21 protein-coding genes are annotated in these 18,076 nt (G+C 60.5%); 10 read left to right on the top strand and 11 right to left on the bottom strand.

Annotated features, from left to right (window positions below; translation table 11 throughout):
• The first annotated feature begins 1 nt into the window (after position 1).
• A complete protein-coding gene (locus tag QA646_RS02475; RefSeq protein ID WP_283057384.1) occupies positions 2-616 on the top strand; it encodes a GNAT family protein in 615 nt (204 codons plus the stop codon).
• Positions 613-3,525 carry a sensor domain-containing phosphodiesterase gene (locus QA646_RS02470; protein ID WP_283057383.1) on the top strand — a complete coding sequence of 971 codons (2,913 nt, stop codon included), beginning with the start codon at positions 613-615 and terminating at the stop codon, positions 3,523-3,525. Before QA646_RS02475 ends, QA646_RS02470 begins: the two co-directional genes overlap by 4 nt.
• Positions 3,526-3,531: 6 nt before the next feature.
• Here QA646_RS02470 and QA646_RS02465 read toward each other — a convergent pair whose 3' ends face one another.
• From QA646_RS02465 to QA646_RS02455, 3 genes are all read right to left on the bottom strand, one after another.
• Positions 3,532-4,584 (bottom strand): putative zinc-binding metallopeptidase, encoded by a 1,053-nt coding sequence (locus QA646_RS02465; protein ID WP_283057382.1) that lies wholly within the window; start codon positions 4,582-4,584, stop codon positions 3,532-3,534.
• 138 nt (positions 4,585-4,722) lie between these two features.
• Positions 4,723-4,914: a CsbD family protein gene (locus tag QA646_RS02460; protein ID WP_283057381.1), complete on the bottom strand. Its 192-nt coding sequence runs from the start codon at positions 4,912-4,914 to the stop codon at positions 4,723-4,725.
• 95 nt (positions 4,915-5,009) lie between these two features.
• On the bottom strand, positions 5,010-5,615 hold the full coding sequence (locus QA646_RS02455) for a YqgE/AlgH family protein (protein WP_283057380.1): 606 nt from the start codon (positions 5,613-5,615) through the stop codon (positions 5,010-5,012).
• 140 nt (positions 5,616-5,755) lie between these two features.
• Here QA646_RS02455 and QA646_RS02450 point away from each other — a divergent pair, with 140 nt between their 5' ends.
• Both QA646_RS02450 and QA646_RS02445 read left to right on the top strand, forming a co-directional pair.
• Entirely contained in the window at positions 5,756-6,583 is an 828-nt protein-coding gene (locus tag QA646_RS02450) for a protein-disulfide reductase DsbD domain-containing protein (RefSeq protein ID WP_283057379.1), read from the top strand.
• 83 nt (positions 6,584-6,666) lie between these two features.
• Complete coding sequence (locus QA646_RS02445) at positions 6,667-7,152, top strand: peroxiredoxin (RefSeq protein ID WP_283057378.1); 486 nt, start codon at positions 6,667-6,669, stop codon at positions 7,150-7,152.
• Positions 7,153-7,202: 50 nt separating this feature from the next.
• Here QA646_RS02445 and QA646_RS02440 read toward each other — a convergent pair whose 3' ends face one another.
• Positions 7,203-7,514 carry a type II toxin-antitoxin system RelE/ParE family toxin gene (locus QA646_RS02440; RefSeq protein WP_283057377.1) on the bottom strand — a complete coding sequence of 104 codons (312 nt, stop codon included), beginning with the start codon at positions 7,512-7,514 and terminating at the stop codon, positions 7,203-7,205.
• 1 nt (position 7,515) lies between these two features.
• The gene (locus tag QA646_RS02435) at positions 7,516-7,761 is read right to left on the bottom strand and encodes a type II toxin-antitoxin system ParD family antitoxin (RefSeq protein WP_283057376.1); all 246 of its coding nucleotides are present in this window, start codon (positions 7,759-7,761) and stop codon (positions 7,516-7,518) included.
• A gap of 197 nt (positions 7,762-7,958) precedes the next feature.
• Between QA646_RS02435 and QA646_RS02430 the strand changes: the two genes are divergently transcribed.
• From QA646_RS02430 to QA646_RS02405, 6 genes are all read left to right on the top strand, one after another.
• Entirely contained in the window at positions 7,959-8,087 is a 129-nt protein-coding gene (locus QA646_RS02430; protein ID WP_283057375.1) for a hypothetical protein, read from the top strand.
• On the top strand, positions 8,084-8,866 hold the full coding sequence (locus tag QA646_RS02425) for an ABC transporter ATP-binding protein (RefSeq protein ID WP_283057374.1): 783 nt from the start codon (positions 8,084-8,086) through the stop codon (positions 8,864-8,866). The genes QA646_RS02430 and QA646_RS02425 overlap by 4 nt, the downstream gene beginning before the upstream one ends.
• Positions 8,863-9,735 (top strand): metal ABC transporter permease, encoded by an 873-nt coding sequence (locus QA646_RS02420; protein ID WP_283057373.1) that lies wholly within the window; start codon positions 8,863-8,865, stop codon positions 9,733-9,735. Before QA646_RS02425 ends, QA646_RS02420 begins: the two co-directional genes overlap by 4 nt.
• 19 nt (positions 9,736-9,754) lie before the next feature.
• Positions 9,755-10,657 (top strand): zinc ABC transporter substrate-binding protein, encoded by a 903-nt coding sequence (locus QA646_RS02415; protein WP_283057372.1) that lies wholly within the window; start codon positions 9,755-9,757, stop codon positions 10,655-10,657.
• A gap of 143 nt (positions 10,658-10,800) precedes the next feature.
• Entirely contained in the window at positions 10,801-11,295 is a 495-nt protein-coding gene (locus QA646_RS02410) for a MarR family transcriptional regulator (RefSeq protein ID WP_283057371.1), read from the top strand.
• Positions 11,292-11,978, top strand: coding sequence for a GNAT family N-acetyltransferase (locus QA646_RS02405; RefSeq protein ID WP_283057370.1), 687 nt, complete (start codon positions 11,292-11,294; stop codon positions 11,976-11,978). The genes QA646_RS02410 and QA646_RS02405 overlap by 4 nt, the downstream gene beginning before the upstream one ends.
• 30 nt (positions 11,979-12,008) lie before the next feature.
• Here the strand turns inward: QA646_RS02405 and QA646_RS02400 are convergent, their stop codons facing one another.
• The 6 genes from QA646_RS02400 to QA646_RS02375 all read right to left on the bottom strand — a co-directional run bounded on the left by QA646_RS02400 (position 12,009) and on the right by QA646_RS02375 (position 18,071).
• Positions 12,009-12,317 carry a Dabb family protein gene (locus tag QA646_RS02400; protein ID WP_283057369.1) on the bottom strand — a complete coding sequence of 103 codons (309 nt, stop codon included), beginning with the start codon at positions 12,315-12,317 and terminating at the stop codon, positions 12,009-12,011.
• A 293-nt stretch (positions 12,318-12,610) separates the two neighbouring features.
• The gene (locus tag QA646_RS02395) at positions 12,611-14,389 is read right to left on the bottom strand and encodes an adenylate/guanylate cyclase domain-containing protein (RefSeq protein WP_283057368.1); all 1,779 of its coding nucleotides are present in this window, start codon (positions 14,387-14,389) and stop codon (positions 12,611-12,613) included.
• Between the two features lie 362 nt (positions 14,390-14,751).
• Entirely contained in the window at positions 14,752-15,192 is a 441-nt protein-coding gene (gene rnhA, locus QA646_RS02390) for a ribonuclease HI (RefSeq protein ID WP_283049473.1), read from the bottom strand.
• Positions 15,189-16,154, bottom strand: coding sequence for a homoserine kinase (locus QA646_RS02385; protein WP_283057367.1), 966 nt, complete (start codon positions 16,152-16,154; stop codon positions 15,189-15,191). Before QA646_RS02385 ends, rnhA begins: the two co-directional genes overlap by 4 nt.
• Before the next feature lie 16 nt (positions 16,155-16,170).
• Positions 16,171-17,178 carry a 4-hydroxy-3-methylbut-2-enyl diphosphate reductase gene (ispH, locus tag QA646_RS02380; protein ID WP_283057366.1) on the bottom strand — a complete coding sequence of 336 codons (1,008 nt, stop codon included), beginning with the start codon at positions 17,176-17,178 and terminating at the stop codon, positions 16,171-16,173.
• Between the two features lie 146 nt (positions 17,179-17,324).
• Positions 17,325-18,071, bottom strand: a complete 747-nt coding sequence (locus QA646_RS02375) for an SURF1 family protein (RefSeq protein ID WP_283058945.1) — start codon at positions 18,069-18,071, stop codon at positions 17,325-17,327.
• Positions 18,072-18,076: the final 5 nt, after the last annotated feature.

The raw sequence follows: 18,076 nt of genomic DNA, 5'->3' as shown, positions 1-18,076 counted from the left end.
AATGCAAAAATCGGTCTTTCGGTTTCTGTCACGTCATCCGGACGCGGTCGAACTCGAAAACGCGACCTATCTGCTGCGTCTGCCGCGCTATTCCGATTTCAATCAGTGGCACCGGCTGCGGGCCGAAAGCCGGCGCTTCCTGGAACCCTGGGAGCCGACCTGGCGACATGACGAACTGACCGAGGGCGCCTACCGGGCCCGTGTCATCAGGGGAAAGCAGGAATACAGTTCCGGCCAGGCGATTCCTCTTTTCATTTTCCTTAAAGAGAATATGACTTTGCTCGGCGGCATCACCATCGGTTACATCCGTCGTGGTGCTGCACAAAGCTGCATGATTGGCTATTGGATGGGCGAGCGGCATTCGGGCCAGGGCCATATGTTCGCCGCACTTCAGTTGGTTATACCCTATATCTTTTCCGGACTTGAGTTGCACCGTATTGAAGCAGCCTGTATTCCGGATAACGAGCGTAGCATGCGGCTTTTGGAAAAGGCCGGTTTCCAACGGGAAGGTCATTTGCGCGGTTATCTTAAAATCAACGGTCAGTGGCGTGATCACGTGATGTTTTCCCGGTTGGCGCCCGACGCCGACCCGAGCAGAAAATCCGACAACCGATGACCGCCGATCTCGCGCCAACCCCGCCATTGGCCAAATGGTTATCCGCGATCCTCGCGACGCTTACGGCTGTCCTGTTGTTCTTCCTTGCCGGCATGGCGCACGCGGCCGAACCCGTGAAGATTTCGCGCGACGACACCGCGCTCGACCTGACGGCGACGACCGAAATCTATACCAATCAGGGCGAAGCCTTTCAGGTTTCCACCGCAGCCGGCGCCGATGGCATTCGCCGCCGTATTGAGGTACGCTCTTCATCGCCGAACCATCAGGGCGACTGGGCCGTCTTTGCGCTTGCCAATGTCTCGGAAGAGCAGCTCGAACGCGTCATCGTCGCGCCGCACTTCCGTCTGGTGAACTCGAAGTTGTTCTGGCCGGACCTCGGCTCGCAACGCATCATCGCGATCACGCCGAGCGAAGGCTTTGCCCTCGACCGGCAGCCGAGCGACGAGGCGGATGTGTTCCGCATCACCCTGAACCCCGGCGCGGTCGTCACCTTTGTGGCCGAACTCTCCTCGCCGAACCTGCCGCAGCTCTATCTCTGGGAGCCGAACGCCTACAAGGACACGGTCAACGCCTTCACGCTCTATCGCGGCATCGTGCTCGGCATTGCCGGGCTGCTGGCGGTGTTCCTGACCATTCTCTTCGTCGTCAAGGGCACCTCGATGCTGCCGGCGACGGCCGCGCTTGCCTGGGCGGTGCTCGGCTATATCTGTGTAGACTTCGGTTTCCTCGGCAAACTCATCAGCATCACCTCCAGCGATCAGCGAATATGGCGCGCCTGTGCGGAGGTGGCGCTCGCTTCGAGCCTGGTGATCTTCCTGTTCACCTATCTGAACCTCAATCGCTGGCATGCGCATCTGGGCTACGTGACCCTTGCCTGGGTGCTCGGTCTCGCCCTTCTCTTCGGCGTTGCGATCTATGATCCGTCGATCGCGGCCGGCGTCGCGCGGCTGTCGCTGGCACTGACGGCGACGGCGGGCCTGCTGCTGATCATCTATCTCGGCTTCAGCCGCTATGACCGCGCCATCCTGCTGGTGCCCGCCTGGGCGCTGATCCTGGTCTGGCTGTTCGGCGCCTGGATGACGATCACGGGCAAGCTCGACAACGACATCATCCAGCCGGCGCTCGGCGGCGGCCTCGTTCTGATCGTGCTCCTGATCGGTTTCACGGTAATGCAGCACGCCTTTGCCGGCGGCGCGTTTCAACAGGGCCTATTTTCCGATCTCGAACGGCAATCCCTGGCGCTCACCGGCTCCGGCGATACGGTTTGGGACTGGGACGTCGCGCGCGACCGCGTGGTGACGACCCCGGATATCTCGATGAAACTCGGCTTGTCGCCCGGTACCATGCATGGCGCGGCGCGCAACTGGCTGCCACGCTTGCATCCAGACGACCGCGACCGCTTCCGCGCGACGCTCGACGTGCTTCTCGAACATCGCCGCGGTCGGCTGAACCATGAATTCCGCATCCGCGCCGAAGATGGGCATTTTCACTGGCTGTCGATCCGCGCCCGGCCGGTGCTCGGTTCCAACGGCGAAATCATCCGCTGCGTCGGCACCGTCGTCGACGTTACCGAACAGAAGAATTCGATCGAACGGCTGCTGCACGACGCGCTGCACGACAATCTGACCGGCCTGCCGAACCGTCAGGTCTTCATCGACCGCCTGCAAGCGGTTCTCACCCTGGCGCCGGAAGGCAATCAGGTGCGCCCGACGGTGATGGTGATCGACATCGACCGCTATAAACTGGTCAACGATACCCTCGGCGTTGCCGCCGGCGACAATATCCTGATCGCGCTGACGCGACGCCTGCGCCGCCTGATGAAGCCGCAGGATACGTTGGCGCGGCTCTCCGGTGATCAGTTCGGTCTTATTCTTGTTTCCGAACGCGACCCGGCCAAGGTTGCCGATTTCGCCGATGCGATCAGCAAGGCCATCATGGTGCCGATCAATTTCGCCAATCGCGAAATCATCCTGACGGCTTCGATCGGGCTGACCTCCTGGGTCGACCAGCAGGAGAGCGCCACCGGTCTCTTGAGCGACGCCGAGCTTGCCATGTACCGCGCCAAGCGCGCCGGCGGCAATCGCGTCGAGCCTTTCCAGCCCGCTTTCCGCAGCTTCGGCACCGACCGTCTGCAGCTTGAAACGGACCTTCGCCGTGCTGTCGAGCGCAAGGAATTGTCGCTGGTCTACCAGCCGATCGTTCGGTTAGAAGATGCCGAAATCGCCGGCTTCGAGGCGCTGATGCGCTGGGAGCATCCGAAACGCGGTAATATTCCGCCGTCGGAATTCATCCCGATCGCCGAGGCTTCCGACATCATCGGCCCGCTCGGCATGTTTGCGATGGAGCAGGCGACCAACGATCTGATGGCCTGGCAGCGCCAGACCGGCGACCTGCCGCTCTTCGTTTCCATCAACCTGTCCAGCGTGCAGCTCCTCAACAACGAGCTCTATGACGATATCCGCGCCCTGCTCGCCAAGACCCATTGCGAGCCGAACCGCATCAAGCTCGAATTGACGGAATCGCAGGTGATGGAAAATCCGGAACAGGCCCGCCTCGTGCTCGGCAAGCTGCGCGAAGCCGGCATCGGCCTGGCGCTCGACGATTTCGGCACCGGCTACTCCTCGCTTTCCTACCTCACCCGCTTCCCGTTCGACACGATCAAGCTCGACAAGGCGATGGTGCGTGATGAAAGCGATAAGAAGGCCGTACTTCTGCGCTCGGTAATTTCCATGGCGCGAGAGCTCAACATGCGCGTCGTCGCCGAAGGCATCGAGTCGGAAGAGGATGCACTCGAACTCGCAAAGATGGGCTGCGCCTACGGCCAGAGCTTCATCTTCGGCCCGCCGATGGGCTCGGATTCAGTGGTGCGCCTGCTGAAGGAACGCTTTCCGTTGACGAAGCGGGCATAGCCAGAGCTACGCTCCCCTGATAACTCCGTGCAGATATTCCAGCTTGGTGACGACCGGCGGCGACAGGATGAAGGGATAGGAATCCCGCTGACCCATGCTGCGCTGGATGGAGTTGATCGCAACGCTCAGCGGAATCCAGGCGCTAACGAGCTGTTCGGCGCTCTCAGCCCTGTAAGGATTGAAATCCACTTCCGCTGCCATTTCGTGATAGCCGCGAGGGTCGACTGCAAGACCGAAGGAGCGGGCAGTCTCCAGCGTATCGACGATGTGGAGGTAATGCGCAAAACATTCGGCAAAATCTTCCCAAGGATGGGCACTGGCATAGGCGCTGATGAAGTTCTCCTGCCAGTTCGGCGGCGGGCCATTGTCGTAATGTCGCTGCAGGGCTGCGTCATAATCCGCCCGCTCATCGCCAAAGACGACGCGGAACGCATCGAGCTGATTGCGGTCGCGGATCAATTTGTTCCAAATGAAGTGGCCGGTCTCGTGACGGAAATGACCGAGCAGCGTGCGGTAGGGCTCGTTCATTGACGTACGCGCCTGTTCGCGCGTCACATCATCAGCCTCTGCGGCGCGGATGGTGATAAGCCCCTCCTCGTGGCCGATCATGGCCGGCACAACGGCGCCGTCCTGCACCTCGTCCTCGAGGAAATCGAAGACCAGCCCACCCTCGGGATCCTGCCGGCGATCCGGATGCGGCAGTTGCCAGCGCAACAGCGAATAGAACAGATGCCGCTCGGCCTGGCCGATGCGCCGCCAACGGTCCACTCCCTGCTGCGTATCCGTATTCGGCACCAGCCGGTTATGACGACAGGCAATGCAAAAAGGTTCGGGATCGGCGACCTCAACTATCCAATTGCAGATATCGAGGGTGGCATTGGCGCAGAAGCGGACGATACGGGTCGGCTCGCCAACCAGACGCCAATTCGGCCCATCAGCCTCCAGTGCATACATCGCGAGACGCTCTGGAACGAAACCGAGCTGGTAGCCGCAGCGCACGCATTGCCTGTTATCGAAATGTACCGGCTGGCCACAATGGTCGCAGGCGAAAAGCCTCATGCAAAGCGCTCCAAAACTTGGCAATGATGGGTATGAAAAGAGCCCGTCGCGAATTCGTGACAGGCTCCTTCACTGCGCCGCGCGTGCGACAGCACGCGAAAGGACGCAGCACTTAGCTTGGTGTAGCGAATTGCCGGATTACATCCGGTCTACCGCACCCTTGGCTTTATCCTTGGCCTTGCCCACGGCCACTTGAGCCTTACCTTTAGCCTTCTGGGCCGTGCCTTCGGCGTGCATGCTCTTGCTCTTCGTGGCCTTGCCCGCAACCTGTTTGGCCTTGCCAGCCGCCTCGTTGGCTTTGCCGGATACCTTGTCACTCATGCTGCCCATGACGAACGCCTCCTCGTTCAGCACCGGCGGAGTTGCCGGTGCGGTGACAGGAAAACGTCATTCACAATATTTCGTTCCACAAGGGCGTGGACGGCTCAGGCATGCCCCGCATGCGGCGACAGCATGGCGGCATTGATACCCATCAGCGCCAGGGCTCGTTCATACTTATCGTCAAGGCTGCGATCGAAGATCAACTCCTCATTGGCCGGGCAATTGAGCCAGCCGTTGCTGCTGATTTCCGCCTCCAATTGACCTGCGCCCCAGCCGGCATAGCCGAGCAGCATAGTGGCGCGCTTCGGGCCGCCGCCCTTGGAAATGGCGCGCACGATATCCAGTGTCGCCGTCAGGCTGATATCGTCGCTCACCGGAATACTACTGTCACTGATATAATCGTCGGAATGCAGGACGAAGCCGCGGCCGCTTTCGACCGGCCCCCCGGTCTGGATCGGGAAATCGCGGGCGACCGGCGGCAGAAGAATAGCATCGTCATCCTTGATCATTTCGAGATGCAGCAGCACGTCGGTAAAGGTCAGGTTTTGCGCGCGGTTGATGACGAAGCCCATGGCGCCGGCAGCGGAATGAGCACAGATATAGATCACTGTGCGATTGAAATTCCGGTCTTCCATACCCGGCATGGCAATCAGGAATTGGCCGTCGAGAAAACCTCTTTCGCTTCTATTCTTCAGAGTCGATAGGGACATCGTACCTCCTGACTGCAGTCTGTAACTGCGCCCCTCGAAAAGAAGATGGGGCAATGTCATAAATCAATCAACTGAAAATGATCATTTCTTTTTCGCGCCGTTCTGGCACGGCACCGCGCCATCCGGTAAATCCTTGTTCCATGATTGGAAAACTCTCGTTCATCCCGCTGTTGACAATGCTGGCCGCCGCAGCACTGACTGATAGCACCGCCCATGCAGCCATGAGTGACTGGGCCAACAATGAGGGCGGCCGCATGCGCTTGGTGGCGCTGGCGCCCGATGCGCAGGGCCATATCCGCGCCGGGCTGCAGATCGAGCCTGCACCCGGCTGGATCACCTATTGGCGCGAGCCCGGCGAAAGCGGAATTCCCCCGCAGGTGAGCCCGGCGCCCGATAGTGGCGTTACGCTGGAAAAGACCAGTTACCCCACGCCCAAGCCGATCACCGTCGGCGCGATCCAGGAAATCGGCTATGATGCGCCGGTGACACTGCTGCTCGATTTCCGTGTCACCGGCAAACAGCCGGCGACACTCCACCTCACCGCCTTCATCGGGCTCTGCAAGGACATCTGCATTCCTTTCCAGACCGAATTTTCGCTGCCGCTTTCGGCTGCCGGCCAATCGACGCCGCATGAACAAGCCCTGCTGGACGCCGCCAATGCCTCGCTGCCGCAGGCTCCTTCTGCGGATTTTGCCGTCGAAAATCACCGACTTTCGCCCGATGCGAAGTCCCTTTCGCTGCGCCTGACGCTGCCGGAGGCAACGGGAAGCGCTCCCGCGATCTACGTGACCGGCCCGGCTGGCTATGTCTTTTTCAAACAGGCCAACGGTACTCGCGACGGCAAGACCTTTACGACCGACATCGCCATCGGCAAGCTTCCGAAGAATTACGATATCAAGGGCAAAAGCTGGGGCATCCTCGCCATCGACGGTGAACGCGCCATGGAAACGACGCTTGCGTTCGAATAACGCGGATCTATAGTTTCGCCCAACCATTTACCCTCAAAGGGCGGCGGTTTAGCCGCCCGGAATCACGCCCCAAGGAGAGTGCCATGACCATCGCTATCGGCGACAAACTGCCTGCCGCCACCTTCAAGGAAAAGACCGCAGAAGGCCCGGTGGAACTCACCACCGACCAGCTTTTTGCCGGCAAGCGCGTCGTGCTTTTCGCCGTTCCCGGCGCCTTTACGCCGACCTGCTCGCTGAACCACCTGCCGGGCTATCTGGAAAACCGTGATGCCATCCTCGCCAAGGGCGTCGACGACATCGCTGTGGTTGCCGTCAACGATTGGCACGTCATGGGCGCCTGGGCGCAATCCTCCGGCGGTATGGGCAAGATCCACTTCCTTGCGGACTGGGACGCCTCCTTCGCCAAAGCCCTCGGCCTCGATATCGACCTCTCCGCCGGCGGCCTCGGCATCCGCTCCAAGCGTTATTCCATGCTGGTGGAAGATGGCGTGGTGAGGACGCTCAATATCGAGGAAAGCCCCGGCCAGGCAACGGTTTCGGGCGCGGCAGCGATGATCGAGCAGCTTTAGGCTTTTAGATAATGAACGGACAAAGGGCATCCGGCCCGGAGCCCTTTGTTCTACTGACGATCCTTGTCGAAATGGCTCTCAAGATCTTGGTGACCTTCGAGGATATTCACAACTTCAAAAACATCATCGACGTAGCGGAAGAAGATCACGTAGCCGCAAAACGCAAAGCTGCGAGCGTCGGTCAGCAATTCCGGTCTTGCACGCCCCATCTGACCGGGCAGTGCCGCCAAATGACGACATTTGCCACGAAGTCTGCCAATAAAATTTCGGGCGCTTTCCGCGTTCCCACCTTCTTGCCTGATATATCGATAGATATTATCGAAATCGGCTCTGGCACTCGCTAGATAACGAATGCGCGGCACATCAATAACCTTCTTTCTTCAGCTCGGCTTCCACCGCGTCCAGCGATGCATCGAGCTCTTCTTCCGACACATCGCCGCCACGAGCGATCGATGCCTCCAGAGTGCGCCGCAACGATGCTATTTTCGCCTCACGCTCCTCTACGAGCCGGAGACCTTCGCGCACGACTTCGCTGGCAGAGCTGTAGCGTCCTTCTTCAACCGTTTTTTCAACGAATTTTTCCCAGCGCTCACCAATCGAGACGTTCATGGTTATCCTTTCGTGCCGCTTCGCACTGAACGCGCGTAACATTTAATGCGCAATATATAGCATCTGCATCGATTAGCGCCAATCGCTCCCATAATTTTTCCTGGCACTCAAAGATATAAAGCTCCGCATCCCGCCACTTTTTTGCCGTATTCCCTTCGCAACAAGACGTAATGTTATTACATAATGGAAGCTGCCATATGCCTTTCAGCGATGATCCCTTTGCCTCCTCCTTAATTGGTCGTTCCGCATTGACTCGTCTCGCCTTCGTTGCGATCGGCATCGCGATCCTCTGGGCGACGATCGGCTGGGCGGTGGCGCTGGCATGAGTGCTTCGATCCGTCTCGACAATCTCACTGTCACCTATGAGCGCCATCCCGCCGTGCATCACGTTTCCGGCGCCTTCCAGGCCGGCAGCCTAACGGCGATTGCTGGGCCGAACGGGGCCGGCAAGTCGACGCTCTTGAAGACTATCATCGGCGAATTGAGGCCGGCGGAAGGGTCTATCGATCGCGGCGGGCTGACGCGCAACGATTTCGGCTATCTGCCGCAGGCGGCTGACATCGTCAGGCGTTTTCCGATCTCGGTGGCCGATACCGTCATGCTCGGTGCCTGGAAAAATTCCGGCGCCTTCGACCGTTTCTCACGCGCAGATGCGGAGCGCGCCAAGGATGCGCTCGCGGCTGTGGGTCTTGCCGGTTTCGAGCGCCGGCATATCGGCTCGCTTTCGGCCGGGCAGTTCCAGCGCGTACTCTTCGCGCGGTTGCTGCTGCAGGACGCCCGCGTCATCCTTCTCGACGAGCCTTTTACCGCCATCGACCAGCGCACGACGCGCGACCTGCTCGACCTTGTCCTGCGGTGGCATGGCGACGGGCGCACGGTGATTGCCGTGCTGCATGATTTCGAACAGGTGCGCGCGCATTTTCCCGAGACGCTGCTGATCGCCCGCGAACTCGTCAGTTGGGGCCGGACAGAGGACGTCATGAGCCCCGACAATCTCATCAAGGCGCGAGCCATGGCCGAGCGTTGGGACGAGGAAGCCGAAGACTGCCTGCCGGAGCTAGAGCACGCCCACCGGGAATTGGCGAAGCGGGAGCCGGCCGAATGACGGCTTATGATATCCTCCTCGCGCCCTTTGCCGACTACGGCTTCATGCGGCGCGCGCTCATCGCCTGCCTCTGCCTCGGGCTCGGCTCCGGACCCATCGGCGTCTTTCTGATGCTGAGGCGGATGAGCCTGATGGGCGACGCCATGAGCCATGCCGTGCTGCCGGGAGCGGCCATCGGCTATCTGATCGCCGGCTCGCTGTCGCTGACGGCCATGGGACTTGGGGGACTTGTGGCCGGCCTGTCGGTGGCGCTGCTCTCCGGGCTCGTCAGCCGCATGACGGTGCTGCAGGAGGATGCGAGTTTCGCCAGTTTCTATCTGACGTCACTTGCGCTCGGCGTGCTCATCGTATCGCTGCGCGGCTCTAATATCGATCTCCTGCATGTGCTCTTCGGCACCATCCTGGCGATCGACGCCCCTGCCCTTTACCAGATCGGCGCGATCACTACGGTGACGCTCCTGGCGCTCGCCGTCATCTACCGGCCATTGGTGATGGAGTGCTTCGATCCCGGTTTCCTGCGCGCTGTTGGCGGTCGAGGCCCGGTCTATCATTTCCTCTTCCTGCTGCTGGTGGTGCTCAATCTCGTCGCCAGCTTCCAGGCGCTCGGGACGCTGATGGCGGTCGGGCTGATGATGCTGCCGGCGGCGATCGCGCAGCTCTGGTCGCGCAGCCTGCCCGCGATGATGGCGATCGCGGCGGTAACCGCGACTACGTCCGGCTATATCGGGCTCATCGCCTCCTATCATCTCGAATTCGCCTCAGGCCCCACCATCATCATCACGGCGAGCCTGATCTACGGCTTTTCCATTCTTTTCGCGCCTTCGGGCTTGGCTCGACGGTTTATTCCCCGTCCCCATCTCAGGGGCTAACTTGATCAAGGAGATTTTTATGATCAGACGCAGACTGCTTCTCTCCGCGGCGCTGCCGGCCTTCATTGCCTTCGGCGTTGCGGCGCCTGCTTCGGCCGAAACCTTGGATGTCGTCGCCTCCTTCACCGTGCTGGCCGATGTCGTCAAGCAGGTCGGCGGTGAGCATGTGAAGGTATCGAGCCTTGTCGGCCCGAACGGCGACCCCCATGAATTCGAGCCTTCACCGGCGGACGCGAAGAAGCTCAAAGCCGCCAAGGTCACCTTCGTCAGCGGCGAAGGTCTGGAAGGCTGGATGGATCGATTGATCAGCGCTTCCGGCTACAAGGGCACGCCGGTCGTCGTCTCCGAAGGCATCAATACCCGCACCATGGTCGACGACGGCAAGACCGTCACCGATCCGCATGTCTGGAACAGTCCGGTCAATGTGAAGGTCTGGGTCGCCAACATCGAAAAGGCGCTTTCCGCCGCCGATCCGGCCGACGCTGCCGATTTCAAGGCCAATGCCGAGCGCTACACCAAGACGCTGACCGACCTCGACGCCTATGCGCACAGCAAGTTTGACAAGATCGCCGAAGATCGCCGCAAGATCCTGACCAGCCATGACGCCTTCGGCTATTTCGGCCGCGAATACAACGTCACCTTCCTGTCGCCGCTCGGCGTTTCGACCGAAACGGAAGCTTCGGCCGCCGGCGTCGCCAAGCTGATCGAGCAGATCAAGACCGAGCATGTGAAGACCTATTTCTTCGAAAATTCGAACGATCCGCGCCTGGTCAAGCAGGTCGCCAAGGCGACCGGCGCAGAGCCCGGCGGCGAGCTTTATGTCGAAGCCCTCTCCAAGACCAACGGCCCGGCCCCGACATATGAAAAAATGTTCCGTTATAACGTTGATCAGCTCGCCGCCGCGATAGCGAAGTCGAGCTGAGAAAGCCGAACTGCATGGCCGCGGGCATGTGCCTGCGGCCTCTTTCCATTCGAAGATCAAAAGCTAAGTCAAAGGAGCAGAATTGACGGAATTTCTATAACAGTTTATATAACACATTATACAAATGAAGACTGGTAAGCGCTGTGGTTGAAGATGTTGTGAAATCATTGGGTTTCCTCTGCCTCGGCAGCCGCTTCCGCCGTATCGGCGAACGCCTTCAGGCCGACACCCAGCAGATAATGGGAGAGCTTGGCGTCACCCTCCAGTCCGCGCAGTATCCCTTCCTAGCGGCGATCGATCGCGCCGGCCCGCTGACCATAGGCGAACTTGCCCAGGCCGTCGGCATTACCCAGCCAGGCGCCACGCGCACCGTCTCGCAGCTTCTGGAACTCGGTTACGTCGACATGCAAGCCTCACCGGAGGATCAGCGGCGAAGACTGGTCTCGCTGACGGCGGAAGGACAGAAGCTGGTCGATTATTCGAAACGATCGGTCTGGCCACGCATCGAACGGGCGGTGACCGAACTTTGCGGCGAGATCTCCGGGCCGATCCTCGAACAGCTCGCTGCAATCGAGGATGGACTTGCCGAAGCGCCGCTTGCCCGTCGGGGCCATCTCGGCAAGGAGCACAAACCATGAGCCATATTCTCGACCGTCCGGCCTGGAACGCCCTTCGAACAGCCCATGCGACATTGGCCGAAGGCAGCGAGCGTGCCCGCCGCTATCCGCCCTCTATCGTGCCCTTCGCAGCCCCCGCCGACGATACCGCAGAGAGCCTCGAGGCTCTGGCGAGCCTGCCGGCCGCCGACGAGATCATGGCGCTTGTCGAAGCCAATCCCATGCCGATCCCTAAGGGATTGACGATCATCTCCGAAGACAAGTTGGTGCAGATGATCGCCGAACAGCCCTATGAGCGGATTTCGGACAGCCGGATCGAGCCGCTGACGGAAGCCGATGCACCGGAGATGCTCGCCTTGGCCACGCTGACGAAACCTGGTCCCTTCACGCTGCGCGCCCAGAGCCTCGGCACCTTTTGGGGAATGAAGATCGACGGCCGCCTCGTCGCCATGGCCGGCCAGCGCATGCGCCAGCCCGGCTTTACCGAACTCAGCGGCCTTTGCACCCATCCCGATTTTCAGGGACGCGGCTTAGGCCGCCTGCTCTTCCGCTTCGTTGCCAGCGAGATCTCGGCGAGGGACGAAACCGTCTACCTGCATGCTCGCGCCGCGAACACACTGGCCATCTCGCTTTACAAAGCGATGGGGTTCCGCTTGCGCTCGGAGATGAATCTCCGCATCGTCACGCGCAGGCGACCAGCATGACGAGGCCTGCGGGTCTATGTCTGCGCTTCTTTAAAGATTGAGATCAAAAACCAGCAGGCCTGCAAGTCCGCCATCCGTCGAGGAGACGATGCGCTCCCCGACGGCAACGTGTTCTGGATGCACGAGATAGGCATCGCGCGCTTCAGGGCTCTCGAACGTCACCACGAAGCCATCGACGAATCCGCCATGCAACCCCTCCGGCGAGACATTCGGCCCGTATTTGATATCGAGTATGCCGGGGATGACCTGCTGCAAGGCGGCGATGGATTCGAAAAGCGCTTTCTTCTCATCCTGTGTCATGGCGGATTTGAGCCGCATGAAAACGCAATGCAGGATCATCTTCATCTCCCTAGCTGTTTTCGCGCAGCATAGAGGGAAAGGGCTGAGGGGCAAGATGCGGGGTTGCGATGTTTAGGGTTTTTGGTGAGTGCCTACCATCACGGCTTTTAGCTCAGACATAGATGGCCCGGTCGCAGAAGGACGGCTTCGCGCCCTGAGGCCGTAGAGGGGCTTCGCAGCTTCCTGTAAGCAGACCGTGTTGGCGATCCCGCTGGAGGTCGCGGTTGCGCCGGCACTGGTTATTGCTCATCCTATGAGCAAATGGCGGCAACAGGTTCAAGATCGGACTTTAATCACCCGTCTTGTACGACACCGGCTTTGCGCAGCCCCTCTATGACGAGCTCGAAATCGGCGGGGTTCTTGAAGGGCAAGACTTTGCGACGGTATTCCAAGGAATAGCCGGGATTGACGCGCAGCACCTCTTGCCACATCGCGCGAGCCTCTTCGAAACGGCCGAGGTGCCCGTAACAGGCGGCCAGAAGCGCGCGCGAGACATCAGTGACGGGGTTGCGACTCACGCGCTGCAGCAACAGTTCGATGGCCTCTTCGTACCTTCCCAGTTGAAACAAGGCCCAGGCCTGAAAGTGGAGAACGATATCCGGAAAGTACGGGTTCAGGACCCTCGCCCGATCGAAATAGGCGAGTGCCTCCTCGGATCTGCCTGAGTAGATAAGTGCCTCACCGAGGCTGACCTGCCCTTCGGCGAAGTTCGGATTGAGGGCTATCGCACGCTCGGCCTCGCTGATGGCTCCATCGTGCTGTCGCGAGTAAAGGTTGACCAGACTCAGCGCCCAGTGCGCCAGAGGATCGCTATCACCCCGCGCTACCGCCAGCGTCGCAGCCTCTTCGGCTTGCTTTATCGAGCGCTGTGGCGACGCCCTCCACTGGTTCAGGTAGTCGAGCCCATGGGTAAGGGCGAGAAAGGCGTGTGCCGAGGCGAAGTTCGGGTCCAGTTCGACGGCACGTTGCAAAAGGTCGCGGGCATCGCTGTTCGTTTGCTTCGTCAGCCGGTGCCACAGCTCCCGGCCACGCAAGAAGCAGTCATACGCCTCGGGGTGCCGGGTCTGCCCCGGCGCCAGTCTTTGCCGATCGCCCTCTGTCAGGTTGACCGCCAGCGCATCGACGATCTGCTGCGTGACATCGTCCTGAACCGCGAATATGTCGGTCAGGTCGCGATCGAACCGCTCCGCCCATAGATGCCCGCCGGTCGTCGCGTCGATGAGCTGCGCGGTGACGCGTACCCTGTTCCCCGATTTACGAACGCTGCCCTCAAGTACATGCCGCACGCCGAGCTTCGCGCCCACCTCCTGCACATGGACGTTCTTGCCTTTGAAAGTGAACGACGAATTGCGGGCTATGACGAAGAGCTGCGACAGCTTCGATAGCGCCGTGATGATGTCTTCCGAGATGCCGTCGGCAAAGTAGTCCTGTTCGGCGTCACCGCTCATATTGACGAAGGGCAGGACAGCGATCGACAGCTTCGGCGACGCTGCCGTTGCCGGTTGGCTCGTCGTGGTTTGCGAGGCCGAAGCTGCCTTGGTCCCGGCGCTGCCGACTTGCAGCGAATAGACCCGGATCGGCTCGGCGATGTTCTTGAGCTGCGTGCTGCCGAGATCGCAGACCGAGAGGTCGATCCTCGCCTTGACTTGGCGATAGGCATCCTCGGACAGGCAGATCGCGCCCGCCGCGGCGACGCCCTCCAATCGCGAGGCTATGTTGACGCCGTCGCCCATCAGATCGCCGTCGCTTTCCTCCACCACGTCGCCCAAATGGATACCGATCCGGAACTCGATGCGACGGTCCTGCGGCACGCCGTCGTTGCGCTCCACCATACCATTCTGCACCTCGATGGCGCAGCGCACGGCGTCCACCACGCTGCGGAACTCGACCAGCGCACCATCGCCGGTGCGCTTTACCACCCTGCCATGGTGTACGGCGATCGTCGGATCGATGAGATCGCTGCGCAGTGCTCGCAACCTCGCCAGGGTGCGGTCCTCATCGGCGCCAGCAAGCCGACTGTATCCAACCACGTCTGCGGCCAGGATTGCAGCCAGCTTTCGGTTCTCGCTCATGGCGCCGTCTCCTCACTTCCACGATAGCAGGGAGACAGAGGGCAAGAAAGAACTTTGAGCCGCCGCTCGGAGCGATCTTTGTTGAGATCGAGTGGCGATGGCTCGTGTGGACGCTGCCGACGTTGTAGCCCCACGCAATGACGGTTCCATCAGGCTCCTGGCCGTTTGACGCGGTCGTTCCGAAAGCCCACTCAGGGTCGGGTCACGACGATGTCCGCGCCCACCCGAATGTCCGCTTTTGAAGACCCGCAGCCTGAAGTTGCCAGTCGGCTTCCGGCCCCAAATCGGTCGTCCATGCAAGCCAAACCGAAGTCCGCTAATGCCGCAAGGCGACCATCCAAACATTGGCCCACCGCGCCACCCTACTTCCGCTTAAACGGCTCCATGCCCTTGCGCGCCAGCTCATCGGCGCGCTCGTTTTCCGGGTGTCCGGCATGGCCCTTGACCCAATGCAACGTCACCTGATGCCGGTTGCGGGCCTCTTCCAGGGCTTGCCAGAGTTCGGCGTTTTTGACCGGCTTCTTGTCGGCGGTTTTCCAGCCGTTTTTCTTCCAGCCAAAAATCCACTTGGAGATGCCGTCCTTGACGTAGACGCTGTCGGTGTAGAGATCGACTTCGCAGGGGGTCTTCAGCGCGCCAAGCGCCGAGATCGCCGCCATTAGTTCCATGCGGTTGTTGGTCGTCTCCTGTTCGCCGCCGAAAAGTTCCTTTTCGACATCGCCATAACGCAGCACCGCGCCCCAGCCGCCGGGACCGGGATTGCCGGAGCAAGCGCCGTCGGTAAAGATATCGACGTGTTTCATGCCTTCAGCCCATATTCGGCACTGGAGGCGATCTGGCGATGGAAGCGCAGCTTGCGCAGATATTCGAGCGGGTCTTTCTTGGTGACCAAGGCGCCGGCCGGCGTCGTCAGCCAATCATAGAGGCGGGTCAAAAAGAAGCGCAGCGCCGAACCACGCGACAGCGTTGGGAGCGCGGCGATTTCGGCGGCCTCCAGCGGCCGAACGCTCTGGTAGCCTTCCAAAAGCGCCATGCCCTTGGTGATGTTGTAGGCGCCGTCCTTCTCGAAGCACCAGGCGTTGAGGCAGATCGACACGTCGTAAGCGAGCAGATCGTTGCAGGCGAAATAAAAGTCGATCAGGCCGGAAAGCGTGTCGCCGAGGAAGAAAACGTTGTCCGGAAACAGATCCGCATGGATGACGCCATCCGGCAGATCCTTCGGCCAATGCGCCGCCAAAAAATCGAGTTCGCCGCGGATCTCGTCCTGCAGGCCGGGTTCGACCTCGTCGGCGCGCGCTTCGGATTTTTCCCACAGCCCTTGCCAGCCTTCGAGCGACAGCGCATTCGGCCGCTTGATGGCGAAGTCTTCGCCGGCGACGTGCATCGCGGCCAGCGCCTTGCCGACTTCACGGCAATGTTTTGCCTCGGGCTTGCGCAGCCACATCCCTTCGAGAAAGGAGATCAGCGCGGCCGGGCGACCCGAGAGATGGCCGAGCAGCGCGCCGTCTTTGCGCGGCAGGGGCAGTGGGCAGGAAAGGCCGCGGCTTGCCAGATGCTGCATCAGGCCGAGGAAAAACGGCAGGTCGCCCTTCTCGACGCGCTTCTCATAGAGCGTCAGGATCAGCGGCTCGCGCGACGTATGCAGCAGGAAGTTGGAGTTTTCGACGCCTTCGGCGATGCCCTTGTAGGAGAGCAATTCTCCGACATCATATTCCGTCAGGAACCACTTGAGATCGTCTTCAGTAATATCGGTATAAACAGCCACGAATTATTCCTGGATATTATTCGCCATTGACGAAGGCCATATCGGCCACCGTCAGTTCAATGTTACGCAGCTCGCGATTGACGAGGAAATTCTCGGTCTCCTTGACTGTTTCAGCGAGCTCCACCACGGCATTATAGCGGGCGCGGAAAGCCTCGATGATCTCGTTGACGATGACCTCCGGTGCCGATGCGCCAGCGGAGAGACCGACGGTTTTGATATCGCCGACATCGTCCCAATCGATTTCGGAGGCGCGCTGGACAAGCACGGATTTCCTGGCCCCGGCTCTCAGCGCCACTTCGACGAGACGCTTGGAATTGGACGAATTCGGTGCGCCGACGACGATGAAGAGATCGCAGCCCGGAGCGGCTTCCTTCACCACTTCCTGGCGGTTGGTCGTGGCGTAGCAGATCGAATCGGCGGCCGGCGCAGTGAGGTTCGGGAAACGCTGCTGCAGCCGCGCGATGACGCCGGCGGTATCGTCGACCGAAAGCGTCGTCTGCGTGACGAAACCGAGATTATCCGGATCGGCAGGCTGATAGGCGTCGACATCCTCCACCGTCTCGATCAACGACACCGAGCCCTCCGGAAGCTGGCCCATGGTGCCGATCACTTCCGGGTGTCCGGCATGGCCGATCAGGATGACGTGGCGGCCGAGGCGGTTATGCCGCATGGCCTGCTTATGCACCTTGGACACCAGCGGACAGGTGGCGTCGAGATAGAAGAGATTGCGCGCGTCGGCATCCGCCGGCACGGATTTCGGAACGCCATGGGCGGAAAAGACGACGGGCTGGGCGCGATGTTCCGCAGGGATCTCGTTGAGTTCCTCGACGAAAACGGCGCCCTTGGCCTCCAGCCCTTCCACCACATAGCGATTATGCACGATCTCATGGCGGACATAGACCGGCGCGCCATAGGCCTTCAGCGCCAGCACGACGATCTGGATGGCGCGATCAACGCCGGCACAGAAGCCGCGCGGGCCGCAGAGCCGGATGGTCAGGTCAGGTTTGGAAACCGCTATATTCATGTCTCTTCCGAAATTCGGGATGCTGGCAAGGCTACAGATATAAGTTCGCCCCGCCGCTTGCTCCATTTAGTCCGCATGGTCCCAAAAACTGCTGCGAACTTTTGGGACCATGCTCTAGCCGAATATTCCCTTGAAATGAAGCTATTCTATTGCCGCGGTGCGTCCGGGTGACGTTTGCGCCACCAGGAGATGGCAACGATGGCAACCAGCGCCACTGCCAGGCCATACCAGGTCACGGCATATTGCAGATGGTTATTCGGCAGGTCGACGATGGTGACGCCGCCGATCGGCAAGCCGGCAGGATTGGGGGTCTTGTCGGCGTCGACGAAGAAGGGCAGCACCTTATCCCTTGGAAGCCCGTCGCTGTCGGCCATGGCGTTCAGGTCTTTCCAATAGAATATGTTCTTCGCCAGATCATTGTCCGGCATCCCTGAGGGCTGGCCGGCGAGTTTGGCGCGGGCAAGGCCGGTGACGGTCTGTTCGTCCGTCAACTGCCCCTGCACGCGCATTTCCGGCTCTTTGGCGTCGTAGGGCACGAAGCCTCTGTTGACGAAGAGATAACGCCCATCTGCAAGCTGCAGCGGCGTGTAAATATCGAAGCCGGAAGCGCCGTCGAAGGTCGCGAAGAAATGCCGTTCCTTGTTGTTGAGGTAGCGACCCGTCGCGGTGACGACGCGATATTCGATATCGCCGCCGGATGCTGCCATGGTCTCGATCGTCGATAGCGGCACGGGAGCAGCGGCCTGACGCTCGGCAATGTCGGCCAGCAAGCCTTCCTTCCAATGCAGCCGTTCGACCTGCCAGGTGCCGAGAGCCAGCAAGATGCCGAGCGCCGCAAGCAGGATCAGCGCTTTGCCGGCCTGCCAGAAAGGATTGGCGCGGCGAGCGGGCATGACGG

The sequence above is a fragment of the Rhizobium sp. CB3090 genome (assembly GCF_029714285.1).
Classification (GTDB): domain Bacteria; phylum Pseudomonadota; class Alphaproteobacteria; order Rhizobiales; family Rhizobiaceae; genus Rhizobium.
This window is presented reverse-complemented; position numbering and strand designations above follow the sequence as displayed.

What these genes read in the sequence shown, in the direction of transcription:
- QA646_RS02470 (WP_283057383.1), top strand. Translation starts at nt 613, where the DNA reads ATGACCGCCGATCTCGCGCCAACCCCGCCATTGGCCAAATGGTTATCC.
- QA646_RS02435 (WP_283057376.1), bottom strand. Translation starts at nt 7,761, where the DNA reads ATGAACGTCTCGATTGGTGAGCGCTGGGAAAAATTCGTTGAAAAAACG.
- QA646_RS02450 (WP_283057379.1), top strand. Translation starts at nt 5,756, where the DNA reads ATGATTGGAAAACTCTCGTTCATCCCGCTGTTGACAATGCTGGCCGCC.
- QA646_RS02455 (WP_283057380.1), bottom strand. Translation starts at nt 5,615, where the DNA reads ATGTCCCTATCGACTCTGAAGAATAGAAGCGAAAGAGGTTTTCTCGAC.
- rnhA (WP_283049473.1), bottom strand. Translation starts at nt 15,192, where the DNA reads ATGAAACACGTCGATATCTTTACCGACGGCGCTTGCTCCGGCAATCCC.
- QA646_RS02465 (WP_283057382.1), bottom strand. Translation starts at nt 4,584, where the DNA reads ATGAGGCTTTTCGCCTGCGACCATTGTGGCCAGCCGGTACATTTCGAT.
- QA646_RS02425 (WP_283057374.1), top strand. Translation starts at nt 8,084, where the DNA reads ATGAGTGCTTCGATCCGTCTCGACAATCTCACTGTCACCTATGAGCGC.
- QA646_RS02430 (WP_283057375.1), top strand. Translation starts at nt 7,959, where the DNA reads ATGCCTTTCAGCGATGATCCCTTTGCCTCCTCCTTAATTGGTCGTTCC.
- QA646_RS02415 (WP_283057372.1), top strand. Translation starts at nt 9,755, where the DNA reads ATGATCAGACGCAGACTGCTTCTCTCCGCGGCGCTGCCGGCCTTCATT.
- ispH (WP_283057366.1), bottom strand. Translation starts at nt 17,178, where the DNA reads ATGAATATAGCGGTTTCCAAACCTGACCTGACCATCCGGCTCTGCGGC.
- QA646_RS02405 (WP_283057370.1), top strand. Translation starts at nt 11,292, where the DNA reads ATGAGCCATATTCTCGACCGTCCGGCCTGGAACGCCCTTCGAACAGCC.
- QA646_RS02420 (WP_283057373.1), top strand. Translation starts at nt 8,863, where the DNA reads ATGACGGCTTATGATATCCTCCTCGCGCCCTTTGCCGACTACGGCTTC.
- QA646_RS02445 (WP_283057378.1), top strand. Translation starts at nt 6,667, where the DNA reads ATGACCATCGCTATCGGCGACAAACTGCCTGCCGCCACCTTCAAGGAA.
- QA646_RS02400 (WP_283057369.1), bottom strand. Translation starts at nt 12,317, where the DNA reads ATGATCCTGCATTGCGTTTTCATGCGGCTCAAATCCGCCATGACACAG.
- QA646_RS02375 (WP_283058945.1), bottom strand. Translation starts at nt 18,071, where the DNA reads ATGCCCGCTCGCCGCGCCAATCCTTTCTGGCAGGCCGGCAAAGCGCTG.
- QA646_RS02460 (WP_283057381.1), bottom strand. Translation starts at nt 4,914, where the DNA reads ATGGGCAGCATGAGTGACAAGGTATCCGGCAAAGCCAACGAGGCGGCT.
- QA646_RS02475 (WP_283057384.1), top strand. Translation starts at nt 2, where the DNA reads ATGCAAAAATCGGTCTTTCGGTTTCTGTCACGTCATCCGGACGCGGTC.
- QA646_RS02395 (WP_283057368.1), bottom strand. Translation starts at nt 14,389, where the DNA reads ATGAGCGAGAACCGAAAGCTGGCTGCAATCCTGGCCGCAGACGTGGTT.